This is a genomic window from Pseudomyxococcus flavus, assembly GCF_050038885.1.
Taxonomy (GTDB): Bacteria; Myxococcota; Myxococcia; order Myxococcales; family Myxococcaceae; genus Myxococcus; species Myxococcus flavus.
The window spans coordinates 9,214,766-9,238,496 of the sequence record NZ_CP143624.1 but is presented as its reverse complement, the minus strand read 5'-3'; the positions used below and the strand labels follow the sequence as shown (position 1 = coordinate 9,238,496).

Here is a 23,731-nt window from a genome sequence, read left to right as displayed (position 1 = left end):
CACCGCCGATGCTGGGAGACTCGAGCCAGCATCGACGGGCCATGTCCGCGCACGGCCTTCAAGCCGTGCGTGCAGTCAGTGGTAGTAGTGGGCGCCGCGCACGTTCTCGTGCTCGGGCAGCGGGCCCTTGTCGGCCGTCTTCTCGTCGGCGTCCTCGAGGTGGTGCTGGAGGATGGCGACGATGGACTTGTAGCTGACGGCGCGGTGGCGAAGTGCCCGGGCGCACGCCTTCTCCACGCGGGCCTTGCCGTACTTCTTCTCGTCGGCCAGGCGCAGCACGCCCAGCGCCGAGCGGAAGCCCTGCTGTGGGTGGGGCCGCTTCGTCATGAGCTCCTCCACCAGCTTCGCGCACGAGGGGCCCACGCCTTCGGCCCAGCGGATGAGGCGCGAGGGCGTCCACTCGGCATGCTGCCGGTGGGAGGCGGGCATGTGCTCGGGCTGCGTGGTGAAGCGCCCCTTCTCCAGGCTGCGCACGTGACTGGCCACGCGACGTCCGGCGAGGAAGACCTCGACGCACGACTCCGTGTGGCGCATCTCCACCGGCTTGCCGACCAGCGTGTACGGCACGCTGTACCAGTGGCCGTCCAGCTCGACGTGGTAGTCGATGTTCACCCGCGCCTTCTTCCAGAAGGCCAGCTGGTAGGACCGCGCCGGTAGGGGCTTGAGCGTGGCGCGCTCCACCTGCTCGAAGAGCTCGCGGCGACTGATGCCCAGCTTGCGCAGGGGCCGCGCGTTGAGCTTCTCCAAGAGGGGCCGGACGGCCTCGTGCACCTCAGCCAGCGAGGTGAAGCGTCGGTGGCGCAGGGCCGCCAGAATCCACCGCTCGGCCAGCAGCACCGCCGCCTCCACCTTGGCCTTGTCCCGAGGCTTTCGCGGGCGCGCGGGCACAATCGCGAAGCCGTAGTGCCGGGCCAGGTCCGCGTACGTGGGATTGAGGTCCGGCTCGTACCGGTGCGCCCGGGTGACGCCAGCCTTGAGGTTGTCGGGCACCACCAGCTGGCTGACGCCTCCGAAGAACTCGAAGGCCCTCACGTGGCAGCCCACCCACGTGGCCACGTCCTCGCTGAAGACCGGCTCCACGTAGGTGAGGTTGCTGGCACCCAGCACCGCCACGAAGAGCTTCGCCACGCGCTCCTCCCCGGTGACGGCGTCCCTCACCGCCACCCCATCGCCGCTGAAGTCCACGAAGCACTTCTCTCCGGCGCGGTGCTCCTGGCGCAGGGTGACGCTGGCAGTGGCCAGCCACCGTCCATACCTCTCGCAGAAGCGGCTGTACTGGTAGCCGCCCGGGTGCGCCTGCAGGTACTCCTGCCAGAGCAGCTGCTTAGTGACGCCCTTCTTCTTCAGCTCCGCGTGCACGTGCGCCCAGTCCGGTTCCGGCCGCTCCGCCAGCGCCTTCGCGTCCTCGGGGAACAGCAGCGCCGTCAGCGCCTCGTCATCGTCCAGCTCCGGAGGCAGCGGCCACGTCAGCTTCACGGCCCGAGCCCGCCCCAGGTAGTCGCACACCGTGCCGTTGCCGATGCCCAGGCTGGTAGCAATCGACCGCGTCGTCAGCTTCGCCTCGTACCTCAACCGGAACAACTCTCTGAGCTTCCGCATGGACAGCCTCTGTGCCGCCATCTCCACCTCCAAAAGGGAGGGCGGAGTGGCCCGCTGCTGCCCAGCGCCGTCAACGCTCCTGTCCGCCTCGCACCCCGCTCACCTCGGGTGCTCGGCATCACCGGAACCGGTGCTCGCCTTGCCCGGAATGCCTGCTCGGCATCCCCGGAATCGCTGCTCGGCATGCCCGGAACGGCTGCTCACCTTGGTCCGGAATCGCTGCTCGGCTTGGCCCGGAATCGGTGCTCGGCATGCCCCGGAACACGCAATGAGCGAGGGCCGGAAGGCTGGGAGACGGACGCCGTGAGGCCGCGTGGGCCTGCCTTCGCGGCGCTCGCGCCCGGTGCCCAGGTGGTGGGCTACACGGTGGAGCGTCGGCTGGGCAGCGGCGGCTTCGGTGCCGTGTACCTCGCACGGTGTGAGGGGCAGGCTTACGCGCTGAAGTTGGTGGACCTGGCGCGCGTGGGTGCGCGGGTCGAGCGCGAAGTCTCCATTCTGCTGAAGCTGAGTCACCCCAACGTGGTGGGAATTCACGGCTTCGGGAAGTGGCCGGTGGCGTCTCCGGAGTTCGGCGTCATCGTCATGGAGTACGTGGAAGGGCGGCAGCTGGACGTCTGGACGTCCGAGGAGAATCCTTCCGCGAGGCAGGTGGCGCGCGTCGTGCTGGACGTGGCGCGGGCGCTGGAGGCTTCACACGAAGCCGGGGTGCTCCACCGTGACGTGAAGGAGGCCAACGTCATGGTTCGCGCTGCGGATGGCGTGGCCAAGCTGGTGGACTTCGGCGTGGGGGATTACGCGGGAGCGCCAGGAATCACGGCGGACATTCTGCCGCCCGGAACACCTGAGTACCGCTCTCCGGAGGCGTGGAGCTTCTTCCGTCAGAACGCGCGTGTGCCTGGGGCCATCTACACGCCGGGGCCCTCGGACGACTTGTGGGCTTTGGGCGTGGTTCTTTACCAACTCCTCACCGCGCGGCCTCCCTTCACGGGGGACCATTTCACGCTGGCGGATGTCGTCATCTCGAATGATGCGCTTCCTCCACGTCAGGTGAACGAGCGTGTGCCTTCGGCGCTTAGCGGCGTGTGCATGCGGCTGTTGGAGAAGACGCCAGCCGCGCGGGTGCCGAGTGCCGGGGCTTTGCGTGCTGCTCTTGAGGAGGTGCTGCACGGAGCGGACGCAACGTGGGACGTGCCGCTGTGCGACTGCTACGGCGAGGACACCGCGACGACGGAGGGGGGCAGGGACACTCTCGACAAATGGCTGAACGAACCGCTGCACCGCCCCCGGCGCGGCAAGCGGCCGAAGATGGAGAGTCCGCCTCCGCTGGAGGTGCGGCCTCCCTCGCTGGAGGAGAAGAACTCCGCTATGGCACGGGCGTCGAATCCTGCGCCGGTTTCCCGAGGTTGGAGCACGGCTAGCCTGACGGTGCTCTTGGTGCTCGTCGCGGTGGTGCTGGTGTGGAGCTTGCGGACGTCACCCGTTGCAGATGCCATGCCGCCCCGTCAGGAAGTAGCGCGTTCCGAGAGTTCGTCCCAAGCTGTCCACGCCGCAGCTCCCCCCTCCGGAAAGGAGTCCACCCCTGCGGCCGTCGCTGCCCCTGCGATGCTCCCTGAGGCCACAACTGTGAAGATGGAGAAGACCGAGACCCCGACGCCACCGAAGCCTGGAAGGAAGGGCGCGGGCATCATGAGTAAGGCGATTGTCGCGGTGGCCGCATGCACGGGTTTGGCGTGCCCAGGTGCGCAGGTGCGCCCGCCGCCGCCTCCAGAGCCGTGCCCAGCGGGAGCCGTTGAGTCGATGGAGAAGTGGGGTATCGAGGCAGGAGACCACCACGGCGTGACGTTCCTGGTCAGGAAGCCGCAGATCATCGCGGTGACGGATGGCCCAACTGAATTGCTGTTGCTTGGTAAGTGGAAGCGCATGCCCGACGGCACCGTCTTCTCTGGACGGCTCGCGGTAAGTGATCGCGTCTATGGTCGATTCACCCATGCGCGTACTCGTGATGGCAAGAGCTTCCCTGTGTGCTTGGAACTCTTGTCTGAGTCCCTGGTGAAGGGGTTGGAACGAGAGTCGGGGGATGGCAACTCCACCTCGGCCCGTGTTTTCACGACAGGGGATGTGAGGGCAGTGAGCGAGTTTGAGTGATGCGGCTTGCGCGAGATGCCGCATGAGGGAGTCGCGGACGGATGCATGCAACATCATCAATCGTTTCCCTTTGGCTCTTGCTCATTGCAGGAGGGGCTGCGGCTCAGGGAGGCGTGGGGCTCGGAAACGGCTCTCGGCGCATTGAGTTGGAACCAGGTGATTCCGGCGCGTTAAAAGAGGTTACCGTCAGTCCTGGTCTCTCCACGGTGTTTCTTTTCGACTCCGAACTCGCACGAGAAGGCGTCGACCTGGATGGGAACGGAGCTTTTTCGAACGTCGATGTGGGCCGAACGACGATGCGTTTGGTCCCTTCTGGAAAGGCCCTTCCTGGTGAGAAGTTCCGGGTGTCGGTGAGATTCCGCGACGATGCGGCGCCTACCGGCGCTTCGTTCTTGTTGGTGGTTCATCCCGGGCGAGCGGACAATCTCGTCGAGGTGTATCGGAACAAGAGGACCGTCGAGTCGTATCAGCAAGAAGCGAGGGAATCGCGTGCCGAGACTTTGCGGTGCCAAGAAGAGATCGCGCGCTTGGTGTCGGAGCATGACGCTCCGGAGGGCTTGGCGGGATTGCTCGCGATTGGTGGCATCGATGTGAACGGTGTGGATGGTCGGATCGTGACCAAGACAGTGTCCTCGGACCCGAAGAGCGCGCTACAGCCCTTCAAAGTGCATAGCTACCGCGCGACGGGGCGTGTAGCACTCGAAGTTTTCCTGAGGGATCTGAGAGGAGAGCGGCCGTGGGCTGCAATAGGCGCTGCACTTCGCCGTTCCCCTGGAACGGATTTGAAGGTGCTCCGCGTGTGGCAGGAATCACCCATTGCATCCGGTGGAACTGGGCGCGTGGTGATTGAAGCAGAGGCTTCTCCCGACTCCTCACGCGGCCCGTTTTCGCTCAAGCTGTGGGAGTCCGATGGTGCTCGCACGGTGACGATCAGCAACGTCACTTTTCCCTGAAAGATGGGGGGGCCGGCGTGCATCGCTACGGGATTCATGCAGGGCGCTGGGCAGATGCGCCCCGGGGCGGTCGAGTTTGCCGGGGCAAGTGCTCCACGCTTCGGGCAATTGGTCGGCACGGATGGGGCTGGCGGATGCTCTGGCGTAACGCACCGGTAACGCAGTCCCGTGGACGTGCCTGGACGTAGCTGGACAGTTCAGGTACGGTCCAAGTGGGTTGGGTGGGGCGTAACCCCTCGGAAGTATTGGCGGTAGGGCACGGGAATCGAACTCGCCAGGGACGCCTCTCGGCGCCCCTCACCGGTTTTGAAGACCGGGCCGGCCACCAGGTCCGGAGGCCCTACCGTCTGCGATTACGCCGGACCCTCCGGATCCCGTCAACCACGGGCCCGGCGCGTCACCGCGCCTTCGTCTGCGCCCGTTCCACCTTCAACCCCGGCAAGCCCTTCACCAGCGTGGACACCAGCACTTGCGCCAGTTCCTCCGCGGGTGTGCCCGGGAACCCCGCGCACGTGAGCCTCAACGCCACGATGCCGTGAAGCCCCGCCCACAGCATCTCCGCGAGCGGCTCCGGCTTCGTCCCTTCCTCCAGCCTCCCCGCCGCCAGCAGATCCACGAACACCTGCACCAGCACCCCGAATGACCTCGGGCCCGCGCCCTCCGGGTTGCCCGCGAACAGCGCGGTGGAGAGCTTCGGGTCCTCCATGAAGATCAGCCGGTACGTCTCCGGGTGCTCCAGGCCGAAGCGGACGTAGGCCTCCGCCATCCTGGGCAGGCGCTCCAGCGGGTCCTCCACCTGGGCCGCGGGCTCCAGCACCGCCAGCAGCTCCTGGAAGCCGCGCACGCACAGCTCCTTCGCGATGGCCTCCCGGTTCTCGAAGTGGAGGTAGAGCGTCGCGGGCGCGTACTCCACCGCGTCCGCCAGCTTGCGCATCGAGAGGGCAGGGAAGCCCTCCCTCACCACGATGTCCCGGGCGACTCGCAGAATCTGCTCCCGCAGCTCCGCCCGCTGTCGCTCCTTCCGCTCCGCAATCCCCATATTCCGAGTGTAGGCCTTGACCATCCGAACGGCCAGCAGTAGATGAACGGTGTTCACCGAACGGTGTTCACAAATCACCCGCTGTTTAGCGAAGGGAGCAGGACATGGGCACGGTTGCGTTGTTCGGAGCCTCGGGCGCCATTGGGCACAGCGTCGCGCAGGCGCTGCGGGCACAGGGGCGGCCCTATCGGGTGGTGGGGCGCTCCCGGGAAGGGCTCCAGCGCGAGTTCGGGGCGGACCCCCAGGCGGAGATCGTCACCTGGAACCCGGAGGACGAGGCCTCCATCCGGGCCGCGGCCCGAGGCGTGCAGACGCTCGTCTACCTGGTGGGCGTGCCCTACTGGCAGTTCCACCTCCACCCCGGGCTGATGCGCCGCACGCTCGACGCCGCCATCGCCGAGGGCGTGGAGCGCCTCGTCTTCATCGCCAGCGTGTACCCTTATGGCCTGCCGCGCACGGACGTCGTCAACGAGTCCCACCCCCGCATGCCGCAGACCTTCAAGGGCCGCATGCGCAAGGAGCAGGAAGAGCTGCTGCTCGCGGCGGACAAGGCGGGCGCCATCAAGGTCTCCATCCTCCGCCTCCCGGACTTCTACGGCCCGGGCGTGGAGAACAGCTTCCTCCACCGCGCCTTCGTCGCCGCGTCACAGGGCAAGCGCGCGCAGCTCATCGGACCCATCGACACGCCTCACGAGTTCGTCTACGTGCCGGACGTGGGCCCCGTGGTGACGGCGCTCATGGACACGCCGGGCGCCTACGGCCGCTTCTGGAACCTCGGGGGCGCGGGCGTCACCACCCAGAAGGCCCTGGTCGAGGACATCTACGCCCAGGCCGGCTACCCCGCGAAGTACTCGGTGCTCGGGCCGTGGATGGTGCGCTTCATCGGCCTGTTCGACCGGTTCATGCGCGAGCTGCCGGAGATGCACTACCTGCACACCACGCCCGTCATCATGGACGACTCGGCGCTGCGGGCGCTGCTGGGCGACATCCGGAAGACGCCGTACCACGAGGGCATCCGCCAGACGCTCGCGGCGCTCAGTCCAGCCCCCGTTGCCACAGGTCATCCTCATCCAGTCCCATGAGGTGACCGACCTCGTGCATCACGGTGATGCCAATCTGCTCGATGAGCTCCTCGCGGGTGCGCGCGAAGCGCTCCAGGTTCTTCTGGTAGAGCACGATGGAGGCGGGGACGTGGTCGAACGCGTTCGTCACGCTGCGCGCGCCCACCGGCAGGCCGCGGAACACGCCGAGGATGCTCGGTGACAGCGGAGGGTCCTCACCCAGCAGGTCATCGTCCGCGGGCAGGTCCTCCACCGCGATGGTGACGTTGTCCAGGTACTGCTTCGCGTGGCGGGGCAGGGACTGCACCGCGGCCTCCACCGCGCGGTCGAACTCGGCCTCGCCCAGCTCCACCGGCGGGAAGAACTCCGCCGGCACCAGGGCCTGGGCCTTCGCGAAGCGGCGCTGGGCCTCCTTCTCGTCGCCACGCCGCTCCGCCATCAGCCCCAGGTACTGGTGGGCCCACGCCTCGTCGGGGGCGTCCTTCAGCACCTTGTCGAAGGCGGCCTTCGCCTCGTCGAAGCGGCACAGCTCGAAGAGGGCGATGCCCCGCTCGAGCTGCGCGTCCACCGAGCGCGGCATGTGCCCGAGCGCCGCGTCCAGGCTCGCCAGGGCCGCCCGGCACTCGCCCACCTGGTTCAGGCCCATGCCCTCCAGGAGGAGGAATTCGTAGAGCATCTCCACATCGTCGGCCTTCTGGGACAGGCGCTTGCCGCGCGTGCACAGGCCCAGGCCCTCCTCCACGGCCTCGCGGTCCTCGCCCGCCCGGCAGATGAGGCAGTCCGCGGCGCCCAGGAGCACCTCCAGGTCGTCCGGGGACACCTTCAGCGCGGCGCCGAAGGCCCGGCCGGCTTCCTCCAGGCGCCCCAGCTCCACCAGGGCCGCGGCGCGCAGGGACAGGGCGTCCAGCAGGTCGGGGGATTGCGCCAGGAGGCGGTCGGCGGCGGCCAGGGCCGCTTCGAAGTCGCCCGTCTCGAAGGCCTCTGCTGCCGCGTCCAGCGCCTCCATCCCGCCCACCCCCATTCGCTTCGACGTCCGCGTCCCCATGGGCCCGCGACATATGAAGCCGTGCACTTCGTTGTCAACGCCGCGTACGGCTGTTACGTTCCAGCGCCCGTCCTGGTGCGGCGCTCGGTCCCGTGAACATCCTTGTCGTCGACGACGATCTCGAACTCTGCACGATGCTCTCTCGCTTCTTGGAGATGCATGGGTTCACGGTCTACTCGGCGGCGGACGCGCTGCAGGCGCTCGACGTGCTGGAGCGCAACCAGGTCAGCATGGTCATCACCGACTACGTGATGCCCCATATGGACGGCATCCAGTTCACGGAGATGCTGAAGGCGGACCCCCGCTTCCAGAACGTCCCGGTGCTGCTGATGACGGGCAGCGAGGACGGCTCGGTGACGGACCGGGGCCTGCGCAAGGGCGTGGCCCTGACGCTCCACAAGCCCCTGGACATGGGGCAACTCCTCACCCTGGTGCGCTTCGCGGAGTAGCCCACGCGGGCCTGCCCGGAAGGGTGCCCGAGGCCGTCCGCTCGCCTACACGCCCACCCTTCCTGGTTGACATCGTTTGGGCGGCCCTTATGTTGGCGCTCGCCATGGCCGAGTGCTAACGGCCCGTGTCGTACCAGTAAAATCCCCAAGTAAAATCAGGAGGTTGCGATGACAGCGAAGGAGATTTTCTTCCATCAGTCCGCGCGTGAGGCCATCCTGCGCGGCGTCCGCATCCTGTCGGACGCGGTCGCGGTGACCCTCGGTCCCAAGGGCCGGAACGTGGTCATCGAGAAGAGCTTCGGCTCCCCCACGATCACCAAGGACGGCGTCACCGTCGCCAAGGAGATCGACCTCGAGAACAAGTTCGAGAACATGGGCGCGCAGATGGTGAAGGAGGTCGCGTCCAAGACCTCCGACAAGGCCGGTGACGGCACCACCACCGCCACGGTGCTGGCGCGCGCCATCTATGAGGAGGGCCTCAAGCTGGTGGCCGCCGGCCACAGCCCCATGGAGCTCAAGCGCGGCATCGACAAGGCCGTCGAGGTCGTGGTGGGCGAGCTGAAGAGCCTGTCCAAGCCGACCGCCGACAAGAAGGCCATCACCCAGGTGGGCACCATCTCCGCCAACGGTGATGAGACCATCGGCGCCATCATCGCGGACGCGATGGAGAAGGTGGGCAAGGAGGGCGTCATCACCGTCGAGGAGGCGAAGGGCCTCGAGACGACGCTCGACGTGGTCGAGGGTATGCAGTTCGACCGCGGCTACGTGTCCCCGTACTTCGTGACCAACCGCGAGCGGATGGAGGCCGTCCTGGACGACCCCTACATCCTCATCAGCGAGAAGAAGGTCTCGTCGATGCAGGACATGATTCCGCTGCTCGAGCAGGTGGCCCGCTCCGGCAAGCCGCTGCTCATCATCGCCGACGACATCGAGGGCGAGGCCCTGGCCACCCTGGTGGTCAACAAGATCCGCGGCGTGCTGAACGTGTGCGCGGTGAAGGCCCCGGGCTTCGGTGACCGCCGCAAGGAGATGCTGCAGGACATCGCCGTCCTCACCGGCGGCACGGTGGTCAGCGAGGACCTGGGTCACAAGTTCGAGACCCTGACGCTGAACGACCTGGGCCGCTCCAAGCGCGCCACGGTGGACAAGGACAACACCACCATCGTCGACGGCGTGGGCACCAAGGCGGCCATCGAGGGCCGCATCAAGCTCATCCGTGGCCAGATCGAGACGGTCACCAGCGACTACGACCGCGAGAAGCTCCAGGAGCGTCTGGCGAAGCTGGTGGGCGGCGTGGCCGTCATCAACGTCGGCGCGGCCACCGAGACGGAGATGAAGGAGAAGAAGGCCCGCGTCGAGGACGCGCTGCACGCGACCCGCGCGGCCGTCGAGGAGGGCATCGTCCCTGGCGGCGGCGTGGCCTACCTCCGCGCGCTGCCCGCGCTGGAGAAGCTGCAGCTGGGCGGTGAGCAGAACTTCGGCGTGGACATCATCCGCCGCGCGCTCCAGGAGCCGCTGCGGAAGATCGCCAGCAACGCCGGCGTCGAGGGCGCCGTGGTCATCAACAAGGTCCGCGAGGGCCAGGGCGCGTTCGGCTACAACGCCCGCACGGAGACCTACGAGGACCTGGAGAAGGCCGGCGTCATCGACCCGACCAAGGTCGAGCGCACCGCGCTGCAGAACGCCGCCTCCGTCGCCTCGCTGCTGCTGACCACCGAGGCCATGGTCGCCGAGCGTCCGAAGGGCAAGGCCAAGGCTGGCGCTGGCGCCGGCATGCCGGACTACGGCGGCGACGACATGGACTACTGAGCCACTCCGGAGGGCTCGGGCCCCGCTGAGGGCCCGGGCCATCCAGGCTCGGCAGTCGAGCGGCCCCGGATGCCTCTTCGCGAGGCGCCGGGGCCGTTGTCGTTTCAGGGCACGCGGCCCACGACGCCGCCGGTGCCGCTCTCCTGCGAGGTGTAGAGCAGGGTGTCTCCGTCCACCAGCAGGCCGCCCGGGCCCACGCCTTCCGGGCCCACGGGTTCGACGGCGCCCGCCGTGCAGGTGCTCACGCGCCGCAGGAAGTCGGTGCCGCCGGTGCTGACGTCCTTGAAGTAGAGCGTCCCCTTCAACTCCACGGGGAAGGCCGGGCCCTGGAGGCCCGAGGCCACGACCTCGGCTTCACCGCCCTCGCGCGGCAGGCGCAGCACGCGGCCGTTGCCGCCGCCGCCCTCGGTGACGAGGAAGTGCGTGGGCGTCACCTCCAGCGAGGTGCCCGCGGTGATGCTGCCGTCGCGCAAGGTCGCCGGGGCGCTGCCGTCCAGCGGCACGCTGTAGAGGCCAGGGCTTTCGCCCGCGGCGACCAGGAACCAGACGTCCTGGCCGACGACGCGAGCGCCACGGACCTGCGCGTCCCCGGTGCCGGAGAAGAGCTCGCGGCGGTTGCCTCCGCCGGCGTCCACGCGCACCAGCCGGCGGTGGGCCGTCGCGATGACCAGCACGTCCCGGCCGCCCACGCTCGCGGGGAGGACCTCCGTGCCGCCGATGGTGACGTTGTTCAGCGTGGCATCGAGCGGCCGCTCGTCCTTCACGCCCGTGGCCTTGTCCACGCGCCACAGCCCGTCCAGGTCGAGCACGTAGAGGGACTCGGCACCCACGGCGATGGCGTCCGGGGCCCGGAAGCCAGTGGCCACCGGCACCGCCTCACCCCCGCCGCGCGGCAGCCGGAGCAGCCGTCCGGGGCCGGGCTGGGGTTGCTGGGGATTCAGCGAGTGCGACTCGGAGATGTAGAGGTCCGTCGCGTCCGCCGCGAGCCTGCGCGGCGTGTTCAGCCCGCTGAGCAGCACGGTGCCCGGGCCCGGCGCCAGCGGCTCGCAGCCCGCGTCTCCTGTGCCCGCGTCGTCGTCACCGGGGCCCGCGTCGCCTCCGGTCCCCGCGTCCGCGCCGACGCCCGCGTCCGGTCCGCCCGGCTCGGAGGGCTTGTCCGAGGAGCAGGCCACGCCGAGCAACAGGACGGACAGGAGCGCGAGTCTCATGGTGTCTCTCGTTTGAAGGCGCGGTTCAGCTCCCGGCTGAGCGCCGTGGCGTCGGACATCAGCTTGGGCAGGCACGCGGCGGCGCCTGCTCGGAGGGACTCTATCGCCGTCTCCATCGTCAGGTGCTCGGCCAGCACGACGAAGGGCGCGCCCTGGCCCAGCGCCTTGCCCAGCTCCAGCGCCTTGCGCCCGTAGGCCGGTGCGAAGTCCCAGCTCACCACCACGCCGACGGGAGGCTCCAGCGCGGCCAGCTCCGTGGAGTCGAGGATGCGCGCCTCCAGGCCCACCAGGGCCAGGGCGCTGGCAATCTGCGCCGCCGTCGTCGGGTTGTCCTCCAGCACGTCCACGCGCCGCATCGCGGGGTCGGTCACCGGCGGGGCGGGGACAGGCTTGTGGGCGAGCGTGGAGCGCAGCAGCGCGCGCACCTCGCGGATGTCGTCGAAGGGCTTGAGCAGGTAGTCCACCACGCCCAGCTCCAGCGCCTGCTGCGTCGTCACCAGCGAGGGGTAGCCCGTCATCAGGATGACGCGCGAGTCCGCGTGCAGCCGCCGCGCCTGCTGCGCCAGCTCCAGGCCGGACATGCCGGGCAGGTTCTTGTCGGTGACGATGAGGTCCACCGGCGCCTGGTGCAGCAGGTCCAGCGCTTCCTCGCCGCTGGCCGCTTCGATGACCTCGCACTCCTTGCTCATCAGGTCCCGGAAGACCATGCGGATGATGATCTCGTCATCCACCACCAGCAGGCGCTGCTTCTTCGCGGGCGCGGCGTCCGTGGCGGGGAAGAGCACCCGGAACACGGTGGCCGGCGGCGGCACGTCGCGCAGGACGGAGGGCGGGGCCAGCTCGATGCGCGCGTGGTGCTCGCGGGCGATGCGCTGGCACACGGACAGGCCCAGGCCGGTGCCTCGCTTGTTGGCGGTGACGTAGGGCTCGAAGATGCGGGCGCGCAGCTCCTCGGGGATGCCCGGGCCCCAGTCCGCCACGTAGAGGGCAGGGGAGGCGCCCTCCATCGTGAGCACCACCTTCACCCGGCCGCGCCCCGACATGGCGTCGCGGGCGTTGTTGAGCAGGTTCAGGGTGAGCTGCTCGATGAGCCGCGCGTTGCCCTGGATGGTGATGTCCTCGGGGGCCTCCACCTCGAGGGAGATGCGAGCGGAGTCCGGGTTGACGCTGAAGTGCTTCGCCGCCGCCCAGATGGGGGCCGCCAGGGAGAGGCGCTGCTGGGAGGCCGGGCGCTCGCTCGACAGGCGGATGTAGTCGGAGACGATCTGCTCCATCCGCTCCACCTGGGCCAGCAGCAAGCGCAGGGGGCCCGGGGCGGCGCCGTCTTCCGCCAGGAGCTGGGCGTAGGCCTTCACGCCGAGCAGGGGCTGCCGGAGCTCGTGAAGCACCTCCGCCGCCAGTTGTGAGGAGTGGGCACCCGCACGTTGCAAGGCCGCCGCCGCTGTTCGCGCGGCCGTCAGGTCCCCTGCCTCCACGGCCTGGAGCAGCTGGGCAAGCGGCGCGGGTATTTCCATGTGACGAGCATGGCGGAGGCAACCGCTTGTACGCAACGCACCCAGAGGGAATCCGTTGACCGGGACCCTCGCGGCGCGGATGCTGACCGGCGTTCTCATCACATGGTCCGGAAAAACCGGACGGCGCCACCGGCCTCGGGAGGGCCTTCATGCCGCAGACCAACCCGTTCCACTCGCTGGTTCCCCGGAAGATGACGGACACCGAGCTGGCCCGCTCCATCCGCCTCAACATCGAGGCGGAGCTGGATGCCATCAACCTCTACGCCGCGCATATCGACGCCACGGACAATGAGGACGCGAAGGCCATCCTCCGGCACGTCATGGACGAGGAGCGCGAGCACGCGGCCCTGTTCTGGGAGCTCATCGCCCGGCTGGATCCGGAGCAGGCCGCGCACGCGAAGGAGGCCGTGGAGAAGTACCGGCTCATCACCTCCGGCGCGTCCCACGAGGCCGTCGAAGCCGTGGGCAAGGAGGGCGCCGAGCCCGCAGCAGCCGAGGAGCTCACCCCGCAGAAGCGCCTCACCGTGGGCAGCCTTCGGCGGTAGCGAAGCAGCCTGAACGCCGGGCGACCTCCGACGGGGGCGCCCACTCGGGCCCAATTGGGCAAGGCGCGGCGCCTACCACCGCTGGACGCGCCGCTCAGCGGGCGCTGGCCCCGGGCGCCGCACCGCCCATCCGCTCAGGACGCGCTGTTGGCCTGCCGACGCTCGGCGGGAGGCGCCTCCAGGTCCTTCGCGGCCATGTAGATGACGTTCCTCGAGCCGCGCTTGCCGCGGTACATGGCCCGGTCCGACAGGTCCAGCAGCGTGGCCTTGTCCTGGGCGTGCTCGGGGAAGCTGGCCACGCCGATGCACGTGGTGAGCTTGAGCGACAGGCCTTCGCGCGCCAGGAAGTTGTGCGTCTCCATGGTGCGGCGGATGCGCTCGGCCACCTTGAGCGCGCCACCGGAGTCGGTGTTGCGCAGCACCACCACGTATTCGTCTCCGCCGTAGCGGGCGACGACGTCGTGGTCTCTCACGCAGCCCTTCACCACGCGCGCCGCCTCCACCAGCACCTTGGAGCCCACGAGGTGGCCATGGGTGTCGTTGATGGACTTGAAGTGGTCCAGGTCCAGGAACAGCAGGCTGAAGGTGCGGTGCGACTGGAGCGCGTCCTGGACCTCTCGGTCCACCACCAGGTGGAGGTATCGGGTGTTGAACAGGCGGGTGAGGTCGTCGACGTACGCCAGGTCCTCCACCGCCGCGAAGCGCCCGAGGTTGCGCAGGGCGAGCGCCCAGTTGCGCACCAGGAAGCTGGCCGTCTCGCCCGTCCACTCCGCGGCGGGCCCGCCGAAGAAGAGCACCGCGTGGCCCAGCACCGTGTCTCCCTCCAGGGCGGGGAATGACACGGCGCGAGGGAAGGGGGCGTCCAGGCCTTCGAGCTCGCGGGGGGCACGGGCGTCCGCGAGGCGCTCGATGAGCGTGGCGATGAGCGGCTCCTCCATGGCGGTGGACAGGCCGCTCGTGCCGTGGCGGCGCAACGCGAACGCGGCGTCGCGCTCCAGCAGCACCACGGCGCTGGCGGAGGCCATGGACTGCAGCGCGCTGGTGGTGGCGGTGGCCAGCTTCTCGCGGTCCATGGTGGTGGCGATGCGCTGGCCGGCCTCCAGCATGGCCACGTGCCGGCGCAGGGACGCGTTCTCCTGCATCAGGTCGCGCGTGGTCAGGGCCCGGCGCACGGCGTGCTGGAGGGCCTCGGGGGCCACCGGCTTGACGAGGTACTCCGCCGCGCCGCTCTTGATGGCGCGGACCGCGGGGGCCACCTTCTCCAGCCCGGTGATGACCACCACTTCCACGCCGGGGTGTCGCTCCCGCACGTACCGGAGGACCTCCATGCCGTCGCCACCGGGGAGGATGAGGTCCGTCACCACCGCGTCGAAGCGATCACCCGCGAGCGCTCCCTTGGCTTCCTGGAGAGTGCCCACCGCCGTGACGGCGTGTCCCACCGCGGTGAGGTAGTCGCCGTACAGCGTGCGGGCGACCTTTTCGTCGTCGACGAGGAGGATTCGCGCCATCTCCTATCGGCTTAGCACCAACCGGTGGAACGCTGCTAGGGTCGCCCCCCGTGTCCCCCTTCGAAAGCGGCCGTCGGCTCTGCCTTCTCGTAGAGGCCGGAGAAACCCGCTACGCCGTGGAAGCAACGTCTGTCATGGAAGTAGCGATGCCGGGCGCTAATGGCAGCAGCCTGCGCGGCGTGCTGGAGGTGAAGGACCTGTCCGCGCTGCTGGGCGGGCCTCCGGAGGAAGGGCCGGGGATGGTGGTGGTGCTCGACGTGAGTCCCACGCTGGCGGTGCGCGTGCGCTCCGTGGTCGAGGTCGCGGACGTGGCCCGCGCGCCCTTCTTCCTGCTGCCGCCGGGGCTGGCGGATTCGCTGGCGCCCCTGAGCCGGGGCGCGGTGCTGCACAAGTCCCGGCTCTACCTGGAGCTCATCGCGGAGGCGCTGCCACACCGGGTGGGTTCGATGGCGGCGTCGGTTTCCAGCCGGCCCGTGCACTGGGCGGAGACGGCGCCGGACCGGGCGCTCGTGTTCGAGTCCCAGGGGCGGCTGTTCGGGGTTCCGCTGGGCCTGGTGTCGCAGGTCATCGCCCGGGGCGAGGCCTTCAGCGTCCTGCCCGTGCAGAGCGGGCCCGTGGCCGGTATCTTTCCGCATGACCAGGTGCTGTGGCCTGTCTGCTCCGTGCCCGCGCTGCTCGGGGAGGCGTCCTTGCCGGAGGCCTTCATCGTCCTGACCGAGCTGGCGGGCCGGAACGTGGGGCTGACGGCCACGCGGGTGCTCGGCGTCCTGCAACGTTTCGAGCCGGACGACACCGCGGGCAGCTTCCGCGCTCCTGGGTTGACCGAGCCCGTATCGTTCCTGGATCTGCAACGCATGTTTTCTTGATCGTCCCGGAGCGCAACTCGTAAGCTGCCCGGCTTGTCAGACTGCCGCGATCCAACCCTCGTGGCGGGAAACACCAACGAATTCAGGGGAGTGGATGCTCCCCGAGGCCCGAACCGATGCCCAAGAATCTGCTGGTCGCCGATGACTCGCTCACCATCCGCAAGGTGATCGGGATGATCTTCGCGACCGAGGACTTTCAGGTGACCGCGGTGGACAACGGGCTGGACGCCATCTCCCGCACCCGCGAGCTGCGTCCGGACGTCGTGCTCGCGGACGTCATGATGCCGGGCAAGAGCGGCTATGAGGTCTGCGAGGCCCTGAAGAACGACCCGGCCACCCAGGGCATCCCGGTGATGCTGCTGGCCGGCACCTTCGAGGCCTTCGACGAGAACCGCGCCCGCGCCGCCCGCGCGGACGACCACGTCACCAAGCCCTTCGAGAGCCAGGTGCTGCTCGACAAGGTGAAGGCCCTGGTCGGCCAGAAGTCGAACACGATGCCGGCCTCCGCCGCCACGCAGGTACGTCCCGCCGCGGCGCAGCCCGCTCCCGCGCCTGCCGCCGCCGCGCCCCAGCCTGGGCCTCGCGCCGCGCCGCCGCCGGGTGCGCGTCCGGGCGTCCCTCCGGGGCCGGGCATGCCGCGTCCCCCGGGGCCGGGCATGCCGCCGCCGGGCGCTCCGGGCGCGCCGCGTCCTCCGGGGCCCGGGATGCCGCCGGGCATGGCGCGTCCTCCGGGGCCGGGGATGCCACCGGGTGCGCGTCCTCCGGGGCCCGGGATGCCGCCGGGGCCGGGCATGGCGCGTCCACCGGGGCCGGGGATGCCGCCGGGTGCGCGTCCACCGGGGCCCGGGATGCCGCCGGGTGCGCGTCCGGGCGTGCCGCCTCCGCCGGGAGGCTCCGCGCCGGGCGTGCCGCCGCGTCCGGGCATGCCGCCGGGGCCGGGCGCTGTCGCGCGTCCGGGTGTGCCGCCTCCGCCGGGAGGCCCCGCGCCGGGCGGCTTGCCGCGTCCGCCGGCAGGGGCGCCGCAGCCTCCTCCCGGGGCGGCGCCCGCGCCCGCCGCGCGCGGCCGTGACCCGTTCGGCCTCGGTGCGCCCGCTGCCGCTCAGCCGGCCATCAGCATCGAGGACTCGCTGCCCGACCAGGGCGAGGCGGAGGAGATCTCCCTCGACATCGCCACCCCCGCGCCTGTCGCGGCCAGGCCGGCGAGCGCTCCCGCGCCCGCCGCGGACGGAGGCGAGGCCCTGCTGCGCGAAGCGCTTTCGAAGGCTTCCCGCGAGGTCATCGAGAAGATTGCCTGGGAGGTGGTGCCGCAGCTGGCGGAGACCATCATCCGCGAGGAGCTCGAGCGGCTCATCAAGGACCGAGAGACCCAGCACTGAGGCGCCTGGCGCCGTAACCTTCTGACCTTCCGCCGGCCCCGGTCTCCGGGGCCGGCCGTTTTCAATGACCGATACCACTGAACTTTCGAAGGCCTACGAGCCCACCGAGGTCGAGGCCCGTCGCTACGCGTTCTGGCTGGAGCGCAACTACTTCCGCGCCGAGGCCCCGTCCGACAAGCCGCCGTTCTCCATCGTGCTGCCGCCGCCCAACGTCACGGGCAGCCTGCACATCGGTCACGCGCTGACGGCCACCATCCAGGACATCCTCACCCGCTGGAAGCGGATGAGCGGCTTCAATGCCCTGTGGCTCCCCGGCACCGACCACGCCGGCATCGCCACGCAGATGGTGGTGGAGCGGGAGCTGAAGAAGTCGGAGGGCAAGAGCCGCCACGATTTGGGGCGCGAGGCGTTCCTGGAGCGCGTCTGGGAGTGGAAGGGCAAGTTCGGCGCCCGTATCGGCGAGCAGCACCGCTACCTGGGCGCGTCCCTGGACTGGAGCCGCGAGCGCTTCACCATGGACGAGCAGTCCTCCGCCGCGGTGCGCGAGGTCTTCGTCCGCCTGTACGAAGAGGGCCTGATGTACCGGGCCCAGAAGCTCATCAACTGGTGTCCCTCGTGCCACACGGCGCTCAGCGACCTGGAAGTGGAGCACGAGGAGAAGAACGGCTCCATCTGGCACATCCGGTATCCCGTCAAGGACACCGACCGCACGCTCACCGTGGCCACCACGCGCCCGGAGACGATGCTGGGCGACACCGCCGTCGCCGTGCACCCCGAGGACGAGCGCTACCAGGACCTGATTGGCAAGCACGTGGTCCTGCCGCTCAGCGGCCGTGAGATTCCCATCATCGCGGACGCCGAGCTGGTGGACCCGAAGTTCGGCACCGGCGTGGTGAAGGTGACGCCCGCGCACGACTTCAACGACTACCAGACGGGCCTGCGCCACAAGCTGCCGATGCTGTCCATCCTGGACGAGTCGGCACGGATGACGAAGGAGACCGGCAAGTACGCCGGCCTGGATCGCTTCGAGGCGCGCAAGCAGGTGCTGGCCGATCTCCAGGAGCAGGGGCTGCTGGAGAAGGAGGAGCCGCACAAGCTGTCCGTTGGCACGTGCCAGCGCAGCGCCACGGTGGTGGAGCCGCGCCTGTCGCCGCAGTGGTTCGTGAAGATTGAGCCGCTGGCGAAGCCGGCCATCGAGGCGGTGGAGCAGGGCCGCACGAAGTTCGTCCCCGAGTCGTGGACGAACACCTACTTCCACTGGATGCGCAACATCCACGACTGGTGCGTCAGCCGCCAGCTCTGGTGGGGCCACCAGATTCCCGCGTACTACTGCACCGCGTGCAGCCCGCGCCTGGGTGACGACACCGACCTGCCGCTGGATGCCGCGACGGTGAAGGTGGGCGGCGTCGACTTCGCTCGAGCCGAGCCCATCGTCGCGCGTGAGCAGCCCACGTCCTGCCCGAAGTGCGGCGGGTCCAGCTTCATCCAGGACTCGGACGTGCTGGACACGTGGTTCTCGTCCGCGCTCTGGCCCTTCTCCACGCTGGGCTGGCCGAACAACACGCCGGACCTGCAGACCTTCTACCCGACGTCCGTGATGGAGACGGGCCACGACATCATCTTCTTCTGGGTCGCCCGGATGATGATGATGGGCCTGCACTTCATGGGGGATGTGCCCTTCCGCACCGTGTACCTGCACGCGATGGTGCGCGACGAGAAGGGCGAGAAGATGTCCAAGGTGAAGGGGAACGTCATCGACCCCCTGGACGTCATCCTCGGCGCCAGCGTGGACAAGCTCGCCCCGGCGCTGAAGAACAAGTTCCCGCAGGGCATGCCGGCGTTCGGCGCGGACGCGCTGCGCTTCACGCTCGCGTCGCTCACCCAGCAGGGCCGGGACATCAAGCTGTCGATGGACCGCCTGGCGGGCTACAAGGCCTTCTGCAACAAGCTGTGGAACGCCAGCCGCTTCGCCCTGATGAACATGGGCGAGTTCACGCTGGATGAGCGCCCGCTGAAGGAGCGCCCGCTGACGCTGGCGGACCGGTGGATTCTCTCGCGGCTCCAGCGCGCCACCACCGAGGCCCGCGCCTCGCTGGAGGCATACGGCTTCGCCGAGGCCGCCTCCACGCTGTACCAGTTCCTGTGGGCCGAGTTCTGCGACTGGTACATCGAGCTCGCCAAGGGCTCGCTGTACGGCACGGACGCGCAGGCGAAGGACTCCACGCGCGCGGTGCTCGTGTACGCGCTGGACCGCATCCTGCGGCTGCTCCACCCGTTCATGCCGTTCATCACCGAGGAGATCTGGCAGAAGCTGCCGATGTCCCGCTCGGTGGACAGCATCATGATCGCGCCGTTCCCCGAGCCCGAAGCGGACCTGGTGGATGAGGCGGCCGAGGCGGAGATGGCCCCGGTCATCGCCTCCATCGAAGGCCTGCGCACCATCCGCGGCGAGAGCAACCTGTCGCCCGCCACCAAGGTGAAGGCGGTGGTGCAGAGCCCGGACGCGCGCACCCGCGAGCTGCTGGAGCGCTGGCGCGCGTACCTGATGCCGCTCGCCGGCCTGTCCGAGGTCGAGATTGGCGCGCCCGGCACCAAGCCGCCGCAGGCCGCGGCCTTCGTGGGCTCGAACCTGGAAATCTACGTTCCGCTCGCGGGCCTCATCGACCTGGACGCGGAGCGTGAGCGCCTGCGCAAGGAGATTGCCCGCGCCGAGCAGGAGATGGCCGGCGTGCTGCGCAAGCTGGACAACCCCAACTTCGTGGCCAAGGCGCCCCCGGACGTGGTCGAGAAGGACCGCGCCCGCGTCGAGGAGCTGAAGGAGCGCAAGGCCAAGCTTCAGGACCATCTGCAGCGCATTGCCCCGGAGCCCGCCATGCCCGCAGCCCCGCCGTCCGAGAGCAACACCCCGACCGAGGCCGAAGTCCCGACCGAGGCTGAAGTCGCGACCGAGGCTGAAGTCGCGACCGAGCCCAGCACCCCGACCGAGAGCGCCGCTCCGTTAGAGAGTGCTCCGGCGGCCGAGGCCAGCGCTCCATACGAGACGCTCGCCGAGGCCACGGAGGAAGAGGAGACGCCCGCCGCGCCGGCCGAGGAGAAGGCGCCCGTGGGCCAGGAAGCCCACGATAGCGTGGACCTGGCGCAGGAGCTGAAGGGCGAGCTGGAGGCCGCGGGCGGTGTGCCCGAGGCCGTCGACCCCCAGGTCCAGGATGCGCTGGAGAAGCTGCGCGCGGGGACGAAGGAAGGTTTGTCCCCCGCCGACCATCATGACCTCGGCGTTGCGTATATGAGCATGGGCCTCGTCGACGACGCGATGCGGGAGTTCAACACGGCGCGTGCCGGTGGCGACGCTCGGGAAGTGCCGGGCCTGGCCGAAGAGACCGCCGAGGCGGAGGACACCGAGGAGACCGAGTCCGCCCAGACGGTGGCCTCCACCGCGAAGGCGGTGGTGAAGGCCGCGCTGGCCGCCGTGAAGAAGGCATCGTCCATTGCGAGGGACACGGTGGCCGAGACGGCGACTGCTCCCGACGAGGAGCCCGAGGCCCCCGCGAAGGCGCGGCCCGCAAAGAAGGCTCCGGCCAAGAAGGCTCCGGCGAAGAAGCCGGCCGCCGCGAAGAAGGCACAGGCTCCGGCCAAGAAGGCCGCCGGCAAGACCGCGGCGAAGAAGGCTCCGGCCAAGAAGGCTGCTGCGAAGAAGGCCGCGGCGAAGAAAGCCCCGGCCAAGAAGGCTGTCGCCAAGAAGGCCGCGGCGAAGAAGGCTCCGGCCAAGACCGCTGTGAAGAAGGCCACCGCGAAGAAGGGGGCCGCGAAGAAGAGCGCTGCTGCCGCCCGGAAGACGGCGGTGAAGAAGGCGGCGGGCCGGAAGGCTCCCGCGAAGAAGGCGCCGGCCAAGAAGGCGGCGGCGAAGAAGGCCACCCGGGCGAAGCCCAAGGCGCGGGCAAAGACCCGGCGGTAGCAGGAGGAGACGTGCAGCAGCAGGAATACCTCGACCGGCTCATCGCGCTCGCACTCGATGAGGACCTGGGGGCGGCGGGTGACGTCACCTCGCAGGCCCTCATCCCTCCCGACTACGAGGGCAGCGCGGAGTTGGTTGCCAAGGAGCAGTTGGTGCTCGCGGGCCTGGATGCCTTCGTCCGCGTCTTCAAGACGGTCGACCCGAACGTCGAGGTGGAGCTGCTGCGCCGCGACGGCCAGGAGATCAAACCGAAGATGGTCGCCGCGCGCTGTCATGGCCGGATGCGCTCGCTGCTCGCGGCGGAGCGCACCGCGCTCAACATCGTGCAGCGGGCCGCGGGCATCGCCACGCTGGCGCAGCAGGCGGTGACGTCGGTGCGCGGCTCCAAGCTGCGCGTCCTGGACACGCGCAAGACGCCGCCGGGCATGCGCACCGTGGCCAAGGACGCCGTCCGCATGGGCGGCGCCTCCAACCACCGCTTCGGCCTCTTCGATGGCGTCCTCATCAAGGACAACCACATCGCCGCGGTGGGCGGCTCCATCGCGGAGGCGCTGCGCCGCGCGAAGCTCAACGGCCCGCGGCTGTGCAAGGTGGAGATCGAGGTCACCAACCTCAAGCAGCTCGCGGAGGCCATCGAGCATGGCGCCGACGTGGTGATGCTCGACAACATGGACGACGCGCAGATTCGCGAGGCCGTGAAGCTGGCAGCGGGCCGCGTTCCGCTCGAGGTCTCTGGCGGCGTCACGCTGGACCGGCTGCCCCGCCTGGCGAAGCTGGGCATCGACTTCGTCTCCATGGGCGCGCTGACGCACTCGGCGCGGGCCATGGACCTGTCGCTGGAAATCTCCGCCGCCGCGAAGCGGCCCTCGCGCAAGCAGCCGAAGCCGGCGTAGCACGCGAGCCGGGGAGGCGCATCCGGCTCGAGCGCCTCCCGCCATCGCTCCATTCAGTCCCAGCGCAGGCGGGCGGAAGGCCGCGACGCGGTCTTCACTTGCCCGTGAGCACCTCGAAGCGCGGCTTGCCCTCCGCCGACGCGGGCATGCCCATCTCCAGGAGCGCCGCCAGGGTGGGGGCGAAGTCCACGGGGTCTATCTCCTCCAGGTACATCCCCGGCTTCACGCCCTTGCCCGCGAACACCATGGGCACCTGGGCGTCATACGCGTGGGGCGTGCCGTGGTTGGTGCCGTCCGCGTCCGCGTAGAGCAGGTGGAAGGGGCGCGCCATGACGAGCACGTCGCCACTGCGCCCGGCGTAGTAGCTCTTGCGCATGCCCGCAAGGTAGCCCCCGGCGTCCGTCGCGGTGAACAGGTCATCGCTCGCGACGGCCGTCACCAGGGCCGGGTGCTTCGCCAGCCACGCCGCGGCGGCGCGCCGCACCGTCGCGTCCACCGCGCCGCCCTGGTGCGTCTTGCCTCCCAGGTACACGTCCAGTTGCTCGAACGTGGCCGTCACGTCGCCCCCGAACTGCTGACGCAGCGCCTGGGTGAGGCCCTCCGCCAGTTGCACCGGGTTCACCCGCCGGGCGGGCAGGCCCGTCGCCGCCCACTGCTCTGGTGCCGCGGCGCCGCCGTGGTCCGCTGACAGCGCGATGACCAGGTTGGCCCGTCCCCCCGCGGCGCGCTCGGCGGCGGCGATGAGCTGGCCCATCGCCCGGTCCAGCCGCAGCAGCGAGTCCTGCATCTCCCACGAGTAGGGGCCGTACTCATGGAACACGAGGTCCGTCCCGGTGAAGCTCACCGCCAGCAGGTCGGGCACGTCGTCCTTGCCCAGGCCCTCGCCCGCGATGGCCGCCTTCGCGGCCTCCACCAGCACGTCATGGGAGTCCGGAGAGACGCCGAAGGCCTTGTAGAAGGTGGGGCCGGGCGAGGGGAGCCCTCCGTCCAGCGGATGTGGGAAGGTGCGGCCCAGGCCGTAGACGTCCGCCTCGGAAGGGACGTCGTCCTCGCCCACGTACTCCGAGGCGGGCCGCATCAGCTCCCACTTCTTGTGGAAGGACGCCTCGGGTAGCTTCCGCTCGTTGAGCGCCTTCACCCAGGCCGGGAACTCCTTCGTGTACCAGGTGCCGGTGACGAACTTGCCCACGCTCGTGTTGAACCACCATGCCTGGCCCGCGCGGCCGGCCAGGGGGATGGCCGCGTGGGACTTGAGGGACAGCGCCACGGCCTTGCCCCGCTCCTGCGTCGCCAGGCGCAGGCGGTCCGCCAGCGTCTCCGCCTGGAGGTGCGCCGGCCCCGAGTCCTGACCGGGCGTCTGGGGCGCCTCCAACACCGGGTGGGCGTCGTCCGCGAACGCGAAGACGCGCTTCATCGTCGAGCGGTCCACCCACCGGTTGTCCACGATGCCGTGCCGCCACGGGTTCGCGCCCGTGGACAGCGTGGAGTGGCCGGGCGCGGTGCGGCATTCGGCATAGCCGTAGCGGGCATAAGGAAAGTACGCGCCCTGGGCGAGGAGCTGGCCCAGGCCGCCCTTCAGCCGGTGCCGGTTGCGCAGCAGCACGTCACTGCCGAGCGCGTCCACGCTGATGAGGAGCGTAAGCCTGGGAGGTCGGGCAAGTGCGGGCAGGGCGGCCAGCGCCGCGGCGAGGGCGAGTGCGCGAATCATTGGGACGAGAACCATCTCCGGCGGGATGGTGAGAAGCAACCAACAACGCGTGTGACGGCTT

General features: G+C 69.6%; 17 protein-coding genes and 1 tRNA gene. 10 read left to right on the top strand and 8 right to left on the bottom strand.

Annotation, left to right across the window (positions count from 1 at the left end; genetic code table 11):
• Positions 1–75: 75 nt before the first annotated feature.
• Complete coding sequence (gene istA, locus VZL07_RS38085; protein ID WP_426752888.1) at positions 76–1,599, bottom strand: IS21 family transposase; 1,524 nt, start codon at positions 1,597–1,599, stop codon at positions 76–78.
• Positions 1,600–1,707: 108 nt separating this feature from the next.
• Here istA and VZL07_RS38080 point away from each other — a divergent pair, with 108 nt between their 5' ends.
• The gene (locus VZL07_RS38080; protein ID WP_426752887.1) at positions 1,708–3,744 is read left to right on the top strand and encodes a serine/threonine-protein kinase; all 2,037 of its coding nucleotides are present in this window, start codon (positions 1,708–1,710) and stop codon (positions 3,742–3,744) included.
• A gap of 41 nt (positions 3,745–3,785) precedes the next feature.
• Positions 3,786–4,697 (top strand): DUF2381 family protein, encoded by a 912-nt coding sequence (locus VZL07_RS38075; protein ID WP_426752886.1) that lies wholly within the window; start codon positions 3,786–3,788, stop codon positions 4,695–4,697.
• Positions 4,698–4,943: 246 nt separating this feature from the next.
• Here VZL07_RS38075 and VZL07_RS38070 read toward each other — a convergent pair.
• Both VZL07_RS38070 and VZL07_RS38065 read right to left on the bottom strand, forming a co-directional pair.
• Positions 4,944–5,042 (bottom strand) — tRNA-Sec (locus tag VZL07_RS38070).
• 52 nt (positions 5,043–5,094) lie between these two features.
• Positions 5,095–5,736, bottom strand: coding sequence for a TetR/AcrR family transcriptional regulator (locus VZL07_RS38065; RefSeq protein WP_426757460.1), 642 nt, complete (start codon positions 5,734–5,736; stop codon positions 5,095–5,097).
• Positions 5,737–5,840: 104 nt separating this feature from the next.
• Here VZL07_RS38065 and VZL07_RS38060 point away from each other — a divergent pair, with 104 nt between their 5' ends.
• Complete coding sequence (locus VZL07_RS38060) at positions 5,841–6,818, top strand: NAD-dependent epimerase/dehydratase family protein (protein WP_426752885.1); 978 nt, start codon at positions 5,841–5,843, stop codon at positions 6,816–6,818.
• Here VZL07_RS38060 and VZL07_RS38055 read toward each other — a convergent pair.
• Entirely contained in the window at positions 6,772–7,842 is a 1,071-nt protein-coding gene (locus tag VZL07_RS38055) for a metallopeptidase family protein (RefSeq protein WP_426752883.1), read from the bottom strand. The genes VZL07_RS38060 and VZL07_RS38055 overlap by 47 nt on opposite strands.
• A gap of 92 nt (positions 7,843–7,934) precedes the next feature.
• On the opposite strand from VZL07_RS38055, the gene VZL07_RS38050 reads away from it, so the two are divergent.
• Positions 7,935–8,291: a response regulator gene (locus VZL07_RS38050; protein ID WP_426752882.1), complete on the top strand. Its 357-nt coding sequence runs from the start codon at positions 7,935–7,937 to the stop codon at positions 8,289–8,291.
• Positions 8,292–8,459: 168 nt separating this feature from the next.
• Complete coding sequence (gene groL / locus VZL07_RS38045; RefSeq protein ID WP_426752881.1) at positions 8,460–10,100, top strand: chaperonin GroEL; 1,641 nt, start codon at positions 8,460–8,462, stop codon at positions 10,098–10,100.
• Positions 10,101–10,204: 104 nt separating this feature from the next.
• Here the strand turns inward: groL and sinM are convergent, their stop codons facing one another.
• Positions 10,205–11,308, bottom strand: coding sequence for a signal integration modulator SinM (gene sinM / locus VZL07_RS38040; protein WP_426752880.1), 1,104 nt, complete (start codon positions 11,306–11,308; stop codon positions 10,205–10,207).
• A complete protein-coding gene (sinK, locus tag VZL07_RS38035; protein WP_426752879.1) occupies positions 11,305–12,822 on the bottom strand; it encodes a hybrid histidine protein kinase/response regulator SinK in 1,518 nt (505 codons plus the stop codon). Before sinK ends, sinM begins: the two co-directional genes overlap by 4 nt.
• Before the next feature lie 149 nt (positions 12,823–12,971).
• Here sinK and VZL07_RS38030 point away from each other — a divergent pair, with 149 nt between their 5' ends.
• Positions 12,972–13,367, top strand: a complete 396-nt coding sequence (locus VZL07_RS38030; protein ID WP_426752878.1) for a demethoxyubiquinone hydroxylase family protein — start codon at positions 12,972–12,974, stop codon at positions 13,365–13,367.
• A 134-nt stretch (positions 13,368–13,501) separates the two neighbouring features.
• On the opposite strand, the gene VZL07_RS38025 is transcribed toward VZL07_RS38030, so the two are convergent.
• The gene (locus tag VZL07_RS38025) at positions 13,502–14,875 is read right to left on the bottom strand and encodes a diguanylate cyclase (protein WP_426752877.1); all 1,374 of its coding nucleotides are present in this window, start codon (positions 14,873–14,875) and stop codon (positions 13,502–13,504) included.
• Between the two features lie 50 nt (positions 14,876–14,925).
• Between VZL07_RS38025 and VZL07_RS38020 the strand changes: the two genes are divergently transcribed.
• From VZL07_RS38020 to nadC, 4 genes are all read left to right on the top strand, one after another.
• On the top strand, positions 14,926–15,741 hold the full coding sequence (locus VZL07_RS38020; protein WP_426752876.1) for a chemotaxis protein CheW: 816 nt from the start codon (positions 14,926–14,928) through the stop codon (positions 15,739–15,741).
• A 116-nt stretch (positions 15,742–15,857) separates the two neighbouring features.
• On the top strand, positions 15,858–17,117 hold the full coding sequence (locus VZL07_RS38015; protein ID WP_426752875.1) for a response regulator: 1,260 nt from the start codon (positions 15,858–15,860) through the stop codon (positions 17,115–17,117).
• A 64-nt stretch (positions 17,118–17,181) separates the two neighbouring features.
• A complete protein-coding gene (locus tag VZL07_RS38010) occupies positions 17,182–21,069 on the top strand; it encodes a valine--tRNA ligase (protein WP_426752874.1) in 3,888 nt (1,295 codons plus the stop codon).
• An 11-nt stretch (positions 21,070–21,080) separates the two neighbouring features.
• A complete protein-coding gene (gene nadC, locus VZL07_RS38005; protein ID WP_426752873.1) occupies positions 21,081–21,962 on the top strand; it encodes a carboxylating nicotinate-nucleotide diphosphorylase in 882 nt (293 codons plus the stop codon).
• 94 nt (positions 21,963–22,056) lie between these two features.
• On the opposite strand, the gene VZL07_RS38000 is transcribed toward nadC, so the two are convergent.
• Positions 22,057–23,670: an alkaline phosphatase family protein gene (locus VZL07_RS38000; protein ID WP_426752872.1), complete on the bottom strand. Its 1,614-nt coding sequence runs from the start codon at positions 23,668–23,670 to the stop codon at positions 22,057–22,059.
• Positions 23,671–23,731: the final 61 nt, after the last annotated feature.